General features: G+C 72.6%; 12 protein-coding genes. 8 read left to right on the forward strand and 4 right to left on the reverse strand.

Annotation, left to right across the window (positions count from 1 at the left end):
* Together E2E34_RS24480 and E2E34_RS24485 are read right to left on the reverse strand one after the other, a co-directional pair.
* Positions 1-1,044: molybdopterin-dependent oxidoreductase (locus E2E34_RS24480; RefSeq protein WP_167518373.1), on the reverse strand; the 1,044-nt coding region annotated here is incomplete at its 3' end.
* Between the two features lie 92 nt (positions 1,045-1,136).
* Positions 1,137-1,760, reverse strand: coding sequence for a TetR/AcrR family transcriptional regulator (locus tag E2E34_RS24485; RefSeq protein WP_138904081.1), 624 nt, complete (start codon positions 1,758-1,760; stop codon positions 1,137-1,139).
* Positions 1,761-1,858: 98 nt separating this feature from the next.
* Between E2E34_RS24485 and hmgA the strand changes: the two genes are divergently transcribed.
* From hmgA to E2E34_RS24505, 4 genes are all read left to right on the forward strand, one after another.
* Positions 1,859-3,178, forward strand: a complete 1,320-nt coding sequence (gene hmgA, locus E2E34_RS24490) for a homogentisate 1,2-dioxygenase (protein ID WP_138904082.1) — start codon at positions 1,859-1,861, stop codon at positions 3,176-3,178.
* 21 nt (positions 3,179-3,199) lie between these two features.
* The gene (locus E2E34_RS24495) at positions 3,200-3,949 is read left to right on the forward strand and encodes a GntR family transcriptional regulator (RefSeq protein WP_138904083.1); all 750 of its coding nucleotides are present in this window, start codon (positions 3,200-3,202) and stop codon (positions 3,947-3,949) included.
* Between the two features lie 34 nt (positions 3,950-3,983).
* Entirely contained in the window at positions 3,984-5,195 is a 1,212-nt protein-coding gene (locus tag E2E34_RS24500; RefSeq protein ID WP_138904084.1) for a type ISP restriction/modification enzyme, read from the forward strand.
* Between the two features lie 114 nt (positions 5,196-5,309).
* Complete coding sequence (locus tag E2E34_RS24505) at positions 5,310-6,506, forward strand: CaiB/BaiF CoA transferase family protein (protein ID WP_138904085.1); 1,197 nt, start codon at positions 5,310-5,312, stop codon at positions 6,504-6,506.
* Between the two features lie 27 nt (positions 6,507-6,533).
* Here the strand turns inward: E2E34_RS24505 and E2E34_RS24510 are convergent, their stop codons facing one another.
* Entirely contained in the window at positions 6,534-6,797 is a 264-nt protein-coding gene (locus tag E2E34_RS24510; RefSeq protein WP_138904086.1) for a hypothetical protein, read from the reverse strand.
* A 293-nt stretch (positions 6,798-7,090) separates the two neighbouring features.
* On the opposite strand from E2E34_RS24510, the gene E2E34_RS24515 reads away from it, so the two are divergent.
* Positions 7,091-8,266, forward strand: coding sequence for a serine/threonine-protein kinase (locus E2E34_RS24515; RefSeq protein ID WP_425573367.1), 1,176 nt, complete (start codon positions 7,091-7,093; stop codon positions 8,264-8,266).
* Between the two features lie 17 nt (positions 8,267-8,283).
* Entirely contained in the window at positions 8,284-8,667 is a 384-nt protein-coding gene (locus E2E34_RS37520) for a hypothetical protein (RefSeq protein WP_425573368.1), read from the forward strand.
* On the opposite strand, the gene E2E34_RS24520 is transcribed toward E2E34_RS37520, so the two are convergent.
* Positions 8,651-9,460 (reverse strand): SGNH/GDSL hydrolase family protein, encoded by an 810-nt coding sequence (locus E2E34_RS24520; RefSeq protein ID WP_138904087.1) that lies wholly within the window; start codon positions 9,458-9,460, stop codon positions 8,651-8,653. The two genes, E2E34_RS37520 and E2E34_RS24520, sit on opposite strands and share 17 nt — an antisense overlap.
* A gap of 184 nt (positions 9,461-9,644) precedes the next feature.
* On the opposite strand from E2E34_RS24520, the gene E2E34_RS24525 reads away from it, so the two are divergent.
* Entirely contained in the window at positions 9,645-10,040 is a 396-nt protein-coding gene (locus E2E34_RS24525; protein ID WP_138904088.1) for a hypothetical protein, read from the forward strand.
* Between the two features lie 2 nt (positions 10,041-10,042).
* A complete protein-coding gene (locus tag E2E34_RS24530) occupies positions 10,043-11,146 on the forward strand; it encodes a GNAT family N-acetyltransferase (RefSeq protein WP_138904089.1) in 1,104 nt (367 codons plus the stop codon).
* Positions 11,147-11,298 lie beyond the last annotated feature (152 nt).

Below are 11,298 nucleotides of genomic sequence, written 5' to 3' on the forward strand. Positions count from 1 at the left end.
GGCCGAGAGCGGGAAGAGCACGCCGCCGGGGCGGTCGAGGTTGCCGGTGAGGATGTTCAGTACGTCGACGAGCCAGTTCGCCAGGGTCCCGAACTCGACGGTGGAGCTGCCGACGCGGCCGTACACGGCGGCGGTGGGCGCGGCGGCGAGACCGCGGGCCAGCAGCCGGATCTCGTCGGCGGGCACGTCGCAGGCACCGGCCACGGCCTCCGGAGTGAAGTCCCGTACCGCTTCCCTGACGTCGCTCAGGCCGTCGAGGTGCTCCGCCAGGACGCCCGGGTCGGCCAGCTTCTCCTCGAAGAGAACCTGCGCGAGCGCTGCCAGGAGCAGCGCGTCGGTACCCGGCCTGATGGCGACGTGCCGGTCGGCCAGCTTGGCGGTACGGGTGCGGCGCGGGTCGACGACGACGAGCGTGCCGCCGCGCCGCCGCAGCGCCTTGAGCTTGCCGGGGAAGTCGGGGGCGGTGCACAGGCTGCCGTTGGACTCCAGCGGGTTGGCGCCGAGGAGCAGCAGGTGGTCCGTGCGGTCCAGGTCGGGCACCGCGATGGCCAGCGGGTCGCCGAAGAGAAGGCCGCTGGAGACGTGCTTGGGCATCTGGTCGACGGTGCTGGCGGTGAACAGGCTGCGGGTGCGCAGCAGGGAGAGCAGCACGGGCGGGTAGAGCGCGCCGGCCATGGTGTGGACGTTGGGGTTGCCGAGTACCACGCCGACGGCATGGGGTCCGTACTCCTCGATCAGCGGCCGCATCCGGGCGGCGACGAGGTCGAACGCCTCGTCCCAGGTCGCCTCGCGCAGTGCGCCGCCCTCGCGGACGAGCGGTCCGGTCAGCCGGTCGGGGTCGGCGTCCACCTCTGCGAACGACGCGCCCTTGGGGCAGATGAAGCCCTTGCTGAACACGTCGTCGCGGTCGCCGCGCGCGCCGGTGACCGTGGCGCCCTCGATGGTGAGGGTCAGCCCGCAGGTGGCTTCGCAGAGCGGACAGATGCGCAGGGCGGTGCGGGACGCGGCGGATCGGGTGGCAGTGGCTTCGTCGTGACCGGACATGGGCCCTCCAGGGCGGCGTCGACGGTGGCGCGTGGGCACAGCCGAGCATACCGACCGGTAGGCATGGCCGGGAGGGGGTCGGGGCGACGGGATCAGTCGAGGGTGCGGGCCAGGTAGGCGTGCAGTACGGCGCGGGTCTCGGTGATCAGGTCCGGGTCGCCCGCCGGGTCGGCGCGGAAGGCCAGCTGGAGCAGCGCGTCGGCGGCCTCCACGGCCACCAGGACCGTACGGCGCAGGGCCGGGTCGGGGGTGAGACCGAGGTGGGCCGGGAGGAGGCCGGTGAGGCGGTCGATGACCCGGTAGTTGATGTCGTCCTCGGCCGTCCGGTCGCCGACCGGGATCTGGACGCCGAAGTCGACGAGCCGGAAGCCCGGCACGGTGCGTTTCATGGCGATGTACTCGTCTAGCACGGCGTCGACCGCGCCGCGCCAGTCCTCGGCCGGCACCGTGGCGATCCGGGCGCTGATCCGCTCGGCGTAACGGTCGAGGTTGCGCTGGGCGAGGGCGTCGGCCATCGCCCGCTTGTTGCCGAAGAAGCGGTAGACCGACCCGATGGGCACGCCCGCACGCGCGGCGACCGCCCGGGTGCTCAGCTGCTCGTAGCCGATCTCGTCGAGGAGTTGGGCGCAGGCGTCCAGTATCCGGGCGAGCCGGTCGGCACTGCGCTGCTGCACGGGGGCTCGGCGGAGCGAGTTCGAAGAGGGCACGCACCCCATGATGCCGACCCGGCCCCCGGACGCGGCACCCGTTGACGGGCGGCCTCGCGAATCCTACTGTCAACCATAGGATTCCTTCGGCACCCCGGGAGCGGACGATGAGCGGCATCGAGCAGGCGAGGAAATTGGCCGAGCGACTGGCCCACTCCACGGGCTTCGGCAACGAACACAGCTCGGAGGCCGTTCCCGGCGCCCTGCCGCACGGCCGCAATTCACCCCAGCGCGCACCGCTGGGCCTGTACGCCGAGCAGCTGAGCGGCTCGGCCTTCACCGAGCCGCGCGCCCACAACCGGCGCTCGTGGCTGTACCGGATCAGGCCGTCGGCCGCGCACCCCCCCTTCGTCCGCACCGACAACGGCGCCCTGCGCAGCGCGCCCTTCACCGAGACCGTCCCCGACCCGAACCGGCTGCGCTGGAACCCGCTGCCCGAGCCGGCGCCCGGCACCGACTTCGTGGCCGGCCTGTGGACGGTCGGCGGCAACGGCGACGCGACCCAGCGCGCCGGCATGGCCATCCACCTGTACAACGCCAACGCCTCCATGACGGACCGGGTGTTCAGCGACGCGGACGGTGAGCTGCTGATCGTCCCCGAGCGCGGCGGTCTGCTGCTGCGCACCGAGTTCGGCCTGCTGCGCTGCGAGCCGGGCCACATCGCGCTGATCCCGCGCGGGGTGCGCTTCCGCGTCGAACTGCTGGACGAGAGCGCCCGCGGCTACGTCTGCGAGAACTACGGGCAGCCGTTCCAGCTCCCCGACCTCGGCCCCATCGGCGCCAACGGCCTCGCCAACGCCCGTGACTTCCTCGCCCCGGTGGCGGCGTACGAGGACGTCGAGGGGCCGGTGGAGGTGGTGAACAAGTTCTGCGGCAACCTCTGGTCGGCGACGTACGACCACTCGCCCCTCGACGTCGTCGCCTGGCACGGCAACCTCGTGCCGTACGTCTACGACCTGCGCCGCTTCAACGTCATGGGCACCATCAGCTACGACCACCCGGACCCGTCGATCTTCACGGTCCTCACCTCCCCGTCCGACACCCCGGGCCTGGCGGGCGTCGACTTCGTCGTCTTCGCGCCGCGCTGGCTGGTCGGCGAGGACACCTTCCGGCCGCCGTACTTCCACCGCAACGTGATGAGCGAGTACATGGGCCTGATCGAGGGCGCGTACGACGCGAAGGCCGAGGGCTTCGTCCCGGGCGGCGGCTCGCTGCACAACATGATGTCGGCGCACGGACCCGACCGTGAGACCTTCGACCGGGCGAGCGCCGCCGAGCTGAAGCCGCAGAAGATCGACGACGGTCTGGCCTTCATGTTCGAGACGCGCTGGCCGGTCACGGCCACCGCGCAGGCGGCGACGGCCGACCACCTCCAGACGGCGTACGACGACGTGTGGCAGGGTCTGCAACGCCACTTCAGGTCGTAGTACCTACGGAGAAATGAAACCGTGACCGCATTCGCCCCCGACTCCCTGGTCCTGAACCGGAAGCTGCCGCTCTGGTACCAGGTCTCGCAGTCCCTGCGCGCTTCGATACTGGGGCGCACGCCCGACGCGTCGCTGCGGCTGCCCACCGAGGAGCAGCTCGCCACGCACTACGGCGTGAGCGTGCTGACCATGCGCCAGGCCCTCAAGGAGCTGGAGGCCGAGGGCCTGATCAGCAGGCACCGGCGGCGCGGCACGTTCATCGAGCCGGGCGCCAGGCGCGGTGCGCCGCGCCGGCTGCTCGGCTCGATCGACGCGATCGTGGCCCAGCAGTCCGGGGAGCCCACGACGATCCTCGGGCACGGGACCACGCCCGTGCCCGGCGAACTCGTCGAGCACTTCCCCGGCGTCGACGAGGTCGTCACCTACCGGCGGCTGCGCCGCGACGGGGAGAGCGGCGAGCCGACCAACTGGGCGGAGAACGCAGTGCTGCCCGACGTCGCCGCCGGGATCGACCTCGCCGATCTCGAACGCTGGCCGATGACGAAGGTGCTGCGGGACGTGGTGGGCGTGCGGATCGGCAGGATCACGGACACGGTCGAGGCGCGCCTCGCCGACCCGGAGACGGCCGAACTCCTCGACGTCCCGCTGCTCAGCCCGATCCTGCACTACACGGGCGTGACCTGCGACCGCGACGGCCGGGTCGTGGACGTGGCGCGCATCCGCTACCGGGGCGACCGCTTCTCCTTCTCGGTGACGGTGGACGCGCACTGACCGGCGCGCCGCCCGCCGTGGTTACGATGCCCGCATGATTGCCCGCACGCCTGCGACGCGGTCCGACGCCCCGCTGCTCGGCGAACTCATGCCCTGGTCGGTGGCGCCCCTGCGGCTCGGCCGCCGCTGGGTCCTCGCCCCGGACCGGCGTACGCTGCGGGCCCGCTGGGACGCGCTGGTACGGGCCGAGGGCGCCGGACGCGAGGAGCTCTTCGGGGCCACCCGGGCCCGTACGACGCACACCTCGGTCGCCGCGCTGCCGGGGCAGCGCACCGGCACCGGGCGCCTCGCGCGCGAGAGCGGCCCCTGTCCGGAGCCGGTGCGCGTCACGCACGGCCCCTTCGACGAGCAGTGGCTGATCCCCGACCACCGGCTGATCGACGCCGCCCGGCCGGAGCTGTGGCGGGTCGCCGACGACTCCCATCAGCTGTTCGCCGTGGAGCCGGGCCATGTGCCCCAGGCGGCGGGACCGCCCGTGCTGGTCAGCGCGCTGCTCCCGGACGGCCGCTCCCCCGCCGGCCGCCCCGGCCGCATCCGCCCGCTGCACCGGCGCCCCGGCGGCCGCGAACCGAACCTGGCGCCGGGGCTGCTGCCGCTGCTGAGCGAGCGGTACGGGCACGAGGTCGCCGCGGCGGACGTGCTGGCGTGGGCGGTCGCCGCAGCGGAGGGTACGCCGGCCGGCGCGGTGGTGCCGCTGCCCGCCGGGGCGGAGGTGTGGGCGGCGGGCGTGGAACTGGGGCGGCGGATGACCTCGGTGCAGATGCGGGGCGCGCGGGCCGGGGAGCGTCCCCGGCTGCCGGGAGGCCGCCGGCCGTACGTGCGGTCCGCCGTGCCGGCGTGGCCCTCGGAGCTGCGGTACGACGCGCAGGAGGAGGCCCTGCACCTCGGGGAGGGCCGCGTCTCGCCCGTACCGGCGGCGGCCTGGGAGTTCCACGTGGGCGGGGCGCGGGTGCTGCAGACGTGGTTCGAGCGGCGTACGGCACCGGGCGAGCCGGGCACCCTGGAGGCGATCCGCCCCGCGGCCTGGCCGCAGGAGTGGACGTCCGACCTGCTGGAACTGATCACCGTGCTGGCGCTGCTGGCCGGTCTGGAGGCGGGCCGGGAGGAACTGCGGGGCGGTGAGCGGATCACGCGCGGTGAGCTGGCGGCGGCGGGCGTCCTGCCGGTCCCGGACGCGGCCCGGCGCCCGGCGTCGGTCCTGGACCACCAGGAGGAGGGCCCGGAGGGGCAGTTCGCGCTGCTCTAGCCCTGGGCGAAGCCCCGGTGTTGTACGAGTCGGCCGATTCCCGGCCGCTCCCGGGCCGTTCTCCGCCACCGTGTCCGGTGACAAAGGTGTGACGTACACGATAGTCAGGTCCTCATGAGCACTCAGCCGCTGCCCCTGGAGGGCATCACCGTCGTCGCCGTCGAACAGGCCGTCTCGGCGCCGTTCGCGACCCGCCAGCTCGCCGATCTCGGCGCCCGGGTCATCAAGATCGAGCGCCCGGACGGCGGCGACTTCGCCCGCGGCTACGACACCGCCGCCGGGGGCCTCGCCTCGCACTTCGTGTGGTGCAACCGGGGCAAGGAGTCACTCGCCGTGGACCTCAAGGACCCGCGCGGGCTCGACGTGGTGCGACGGCTCGTGGCCGGGGCCGACGTGTTCGTGCAGAACCTCGCCCACGGCGCGGCGGCCCGGCTCGGCCTGGACGCCGCCACCCTGTGCGCGGCGCACCCGCGCCTGGTCGCCGTGGACATCTCCGGATACGGCGCCGAGGGACCGTACGCCGACAAGCGGGCGTACGACATGCTCGTCCAGTGCGAGGCGGGGCTGGTGTCCGTCACCGGCACGCCCGAGCAGCCGGTGAAGGCCGGCATCCCGGCGGCCGACATCGCGGCGGCGATGTACGCGTTCTCGGGCATCCTGGCGGCGCTGCTGCGGCGTGCGACGACCGGACGCGGCGGGCCGGTCGAGGTGTCGATGCTGGAGGCGCTCGCCGAGTGGATGGGGCACCCGCTGCACCACGGCATGCACGGCGGCGAGGCGCCGGCGCGGACCGGGGTGGCGCACGCCGTCATCGCGCCGTACGACGCCTACCCGACGGCGGACGGCGGGCAGGTGCTGCTGTCGGTGCAGAACGACCGGGAGTGGCGGCGACTCGCCGAACTGGTGCTCCGGCGGCCGGAACTGGCGGACGATCCGGCGCTGGCGACGAACACCGCCCGTACGGGCAACCGGAAGAGGACGGACGCGGTGGTGGCCGAGGCGCTGGGAGCGATGAGCGCGCCGGAGGCGATCGCCGCGCTGGAGAGGGCCGGGATCGCCTGTGCGCGGCTGAACACGGTGGCCGATGTGGCGGCGCACCCCCAGCTGGCGGCACGCGACCGCTGGCGGGAGATCCGTACGCCGGTGGGCCCGCTGCGGGCGATGCTGCCGCCGATCACGATGCCGGGCGGGGCGGACCCGCTGATGGGTCCGGTTCCCGCACTCGGCGAGCACACCGACGCGCTGCTGCACGGCCTGGGGATGTCGGACGTGGAAACAGCAGCGCTGCGCCGGGACGGTGTGGTCGCCTGAGCGGTGTGCGACCGTGGTCCGCCCGCGTCAGTGGCGGCTGCCGAAGAGCGATCGACGCAGCCGTCGCAGCGGGGCGAAGAGCGAGACCCGCCCGCTCCTGCTCGCTCGCGAGTGCGCGACATCACGTGACGTGAGCTCGCGCATCAGCAGGGTCGCCTCGGCCGCCTCACCGCGCGGGACGGCTGGGCCGCCGAGCACCGCGAGATGACGGTCGAGGCGCGAACTGGTCGCACCGCTCCCGCATGTGATCGCAGGCACTCGTGGCCTGCTGCGCACCGTTATCTGTTCCATGTCACTCCCCACCCGTACGAGGGCACCCGGCCCGGGCAGGTTAACCCTATCGCTCCGTCGAGACACTCGTGTATCCCACCCCTGTGATTCACCACCCCTGTACGGGGGTTGACGGCTCGGTGGCGATTACTCTCCGAATACATGCGATTCCAGGGCGAGTTGGACAGCTCTCCTGACGCGGCACCTCGGGCGTGGCGGATTGACGCCCAAGGGGGCTTCAACTGGCCGGAGTTGAGCTAACTTTGAGTGGTTTGAACCGCGATGCCACTCCGCCGCTGACAGGGGGCTCGCCAGTGAACGGACAGCCGGGCAACGGGCAACGGGTGATCGCGGGCCGCTACCGCCTGCTGGCCCCGCTGGGCGAGGGCGGCATGGGCGTGGTGTGGCGCGCCCGCGACGACGTGCTGGGCCGCGAGGTCGCCGTCAAGGAGGTCAGGGCCCCGTCCGGCCTCGGCGCCACCGACGGGCAGCGGCTGTATGCACGGCTGGAGCGCGAGGCCTGGGCGGCGGCCCGCGTCGCCCACCGCAACGTGATCACCGTGTACGACGTGGCGACCGAGGAGGGCCGCCCGTGGATCGTGATGGAGCTGGTGCGCGGGCTGTCGCTCTCCGACGTACTGGAAGCGGACGGTCCGCTCCCCCCTCGGCGAGCGGCGCGGATCGGCGCCGAGGTCCTCGCGGCACTGTGCGCGGCGCACGGAGCGGGCGTCCTGCACCGCGACGTGAAGCCTGCGAACGTCCTGCTCGCCAATGACGGCCGTGTCGTACTGACGGACTTCGGCATCGCGACGGTCGAGGGCACCTCGGCGCTCACGATGACGGGCGAGCTGATCGGGTCGCCCGAGTTCCTGGCGCCGGAGCGGGCCCTGGGGCGTACACCGGGGCCCGAGTCGGACCTGTGGTCGCTCGGGGTGCTGCTGTACGCCGCCGTGGAGGGCGGCTCGCCGTTCCGCCAGGACACCCCGCTGTCCACCCTGCGGGCCGTGGTCGACGAGGAGTTGCCGCCCCCGGCGCGGGCGGGGGCCCTGGCGCCGGTGATCGAGGGGCTGCTGCGCAAGGAGCCGGCCGAGCGGATGTCCGCCGCGCAGGCGGAGCGCCTGCTGCGGGCCGTGGCCTCCGGGGAGACGCCGCGCACGGGGGCGACGGCGTTCGCGGCAGTGCCCCCCGTCCCGGCCGGTTCGCACGACCCGGCCCTGCCGGCCCCGGCGTCTTCCCCGTACGGGAGCCCGTCGGCGACGGGTCCGGCGGAGGCGGGGGCGACGACGGCGGGCCCTCCGGCGGCGGTACGGACGGCGGCGGCGGCTCCAGTACGGACGGCGGCTCGACCGGCGGGGACACCGGCTCGACCAGCACCGACACGGGAGGAAACGGCGGCGACGACGGCGGGGGCGACGGCGGCCGCAGTGGAGGCACCGGGAGTGACGGTGGCGGTGACGGCGGTACGACCGCGCCGCCGCCCCAGTCGGTGAAGGTCACCGTCACGGCCGTGCGCGGCGGTTACACCGGCGCCTGCCCGCCCCCGGAGGACGGGGCGCCGGCGTTCACCGCGACGTTCACGGTCGGGCGGGTCCCCGTCGAGGTCGGCTATCGCTGGGTGACGGGCAGCGGAGAGTCCTCGGACCCGGGCTGGAAGACGCTGGACTTCGCGGCGGGCCAGGAGAAGTCGAAGCGGGTGAACCACACGGAGACGACGTACAAGGAGGACGGGACGCACCACGACGAGATCCGCGTCGAGGTCAGGAGCCCGGTCGAGGCGACGTCCGGCCCCGTGCCGTTCTCGGTGACCTGCGAGGAGGAGACCCCGACGGGCGGGGCCTCCTCCTCGGCCGGCGGTTCGGCGGATGCGCGGACGCTCAGGCGGCGGAGGTGAAGACGGGCAGGTAGCCGCCCGACTGGCCGGCCGCGGTCGGGTGGTACGACTCGCCGATGTTGGTCCACTTCACGCTGTGCAGCCACGGCGCGGACGAGCAGATCTCGTGGCCCGTGAAGGCCGGAGTGACCTGCGCGAAGGTGTAGCCGTGGTCCGCCGCGCGCTTGGCGGTGGCCTCGTTGAGGTAGTCGGAGGCGCCGTTGATGGCGGAACGCTCGCGCTCGGTGAGCCCGGCGATGCAGCTGCCGTTCAGCTTGTAGAAGCGGGGGTAGCCGAGCACGACGACGCGCGCCGTGGTGGCCTTCGCTCTGATCGCCGCGTACACGGAGTCGAGCTTGCCGGGCAGTGTGGAATCGACGTAGGCGCGAGCCGTGGCGATCCGGGCGAGGCAGCTGGACTCGGACTGGGTGACGCACGTCGTCATGACGTCCGCGAAGCCGGCGTCGTTGCCGCCGACGGTGAGGGAGACGAGGTCGGTCGAGGCGTTGAGCGGGGCGAGCTGACCGGCGGTCACATCACCCGTACGAGCGCCCGAGCAAGCGGTGAAGGCGAACGTCGAGGGTGAATGGGACGCCGCCCAGAGGACGGGGTAGGCGCGGGTGCTGCGCTTGCAGGAGCCGCTCGCACTGTCGTAGCTGCCGGCCCCGACGCCCGAGGAGTAGGAGTCGCCGAGGGCCACATAGTCCAGGGATTCGGCCTGTTGGGCCGCCTGCGCCGCACTCGCCCCGGTGAGGGCGAGGGCCGCGGCGAGCAGGAGCGAGGATGAGAATGCCGCGATTCGGGACAGTTTCATGGAACCTCCCTTAGCAGGATTTCCGCCTCAACTGTCGTAGCAGCCCCCATACATCACGGGAAGTGTTCATGCCAAGAACTTTCGACGAGGGCTTCCGCACAACCCCTCCGCATCCTTGACGCGCCGGAGTGCGCTGCGCGACATTGAAGCCCGGCATCCGGCGCTTCAGGGGGCAAAGTCGCCAATGCAGACCATCGAAGACAAGCCATTGACACGCGTCACGGACTCGCTGCCCGCTCTCGCGGGCGCGGCGCTCGCCGTATCGGCGGTCGGCGCGGTCCTGGCGTTCGCCGATCTGGCGTCGCCGCTTCGCGCACCGTTCACTCTCTTCTTCCTGCTCGTCGCGCCGGGCTGCGCCGTGGCGTCGGGTCTCCGGGGCCTGGACCCACTGGGCCGCCTGGTGGCTTCGGCGGCGGGGGCCGTCGCGCTCAACCTGCTGGTGGCCCAGGCGATGCTGGCCACCCACGTCTGGTCGATCAGGGGCGCGGTCGCGGCGGTCGCCGTCATCAGCGTCCTGCTCTTGCTGCTGACCCTGGCACGGCGCCCCGGCGGCTCCACGGCGAGAAGGCGGACCACCTGACCATGGACATCACAGTGCACCGCCCCGGCGAGCTCAGCGCCGCCGACCGGGCGACCTGGACGGCCATGCAGTCCAAGGCGCACCTGCACGGCGCGCCGGAGCTGGCGAATCCGTTCCTCTCCCCCGAGTTCACCCTGGCGCTCGACCGGTACCGGCGCGGGGTGCGCGTCGCCGTCGTACGGGAGGACGGCGAGCCGGCGGCCTTCTTCCCGCACCAGAGGTCCGCCACCGGGGTCGGCCGGGCCGTCGGGCTCGGGGTGTCGGACAGTCAGGGTCTCGTGCACCGGCCCGGATTCACCTGGGACGCGCGGGAGCTGCTGCGGGCCTGCGGGCTCGCGGTGTGGGAGTTCGACCACCTGGCGCCGGGGCAGGAGGCGTTCGGGTCCGGCGTCACGGGGACGTTCCCCTCACCGGTGATCGACACGGCGGACGGCTACGAGGCGTACCTGGCCCATCTGCGCGCGAACGCGCCGAAGTTCCTCAGGACGACGCTCGCCAAGGAGCGCAGGCTGATCCGGTCGGTCGGCGAGCTGAGGTACGTGCACGACGAGCGCGACCCGGCGGCGCTGCGGACGCTGATGCGGTGGAAGTCCGCGCAGTACCGCAGGACCGGGCGCAGCGACCGCTTCACGCAGTCCTGGATCATCGGGCTCGTCGACCACTTGTTCCACACCAGGACGCCGTCCTTCGCCGGACTGCTCTCGGTGCTGTACGCGGACGGCCGGCCGATCGCCGCGCATTTCGGACCGCGTTCGGAAAGGATCATGTGCTGCTGGTTTCCGTCCTATGATCCGCAGTTCGCGAAATTCTCGCCCGGCCTGCTCATGCACCTGCGGATAGCGGAGGCGGCGGCCGCCGACGGTATCGCGTACATCGATCTCGGACGCGGCCAGAAGGCGTACAAGGACTCCCTCAAGACCGGGGAAATCATGGTTTCCGAGGGGTGGGTGATGCGGCGTCATCCGGTGGCTCTCGGCCACTGGGCACATCGCGCCCCGCTGCGCGCCCTGCGCAATACCGTCGTCGAACGACCGGAACTGTTCGAGCCGGCCGATAAACTGCTCAAGCGGATTGGCGAATTCCGATCGGGACACTTGCGGAAATGATCGCCCACGTAAGGCCAAAGAGGTAAAAAAGCAAGACCTCGTTCCAGGTCTTGCCATACGGTCCACATCATCAATACCGTCGTACATCCACCCGCAACGGTGCATCACGCAAAGCGACTCCAGGGGAGGGCTCAGGCGTCGCGATGGGGGCC

The organism is Streptomyces albidochromogenes (assembly GCF_005981925.1).
Lineage (GTDB): Bacteria > Actinomycetota > Actinomycetes > Streptomycetales > Streptomycetaceae > Streptomyces > Streptomyces albidochromogenes.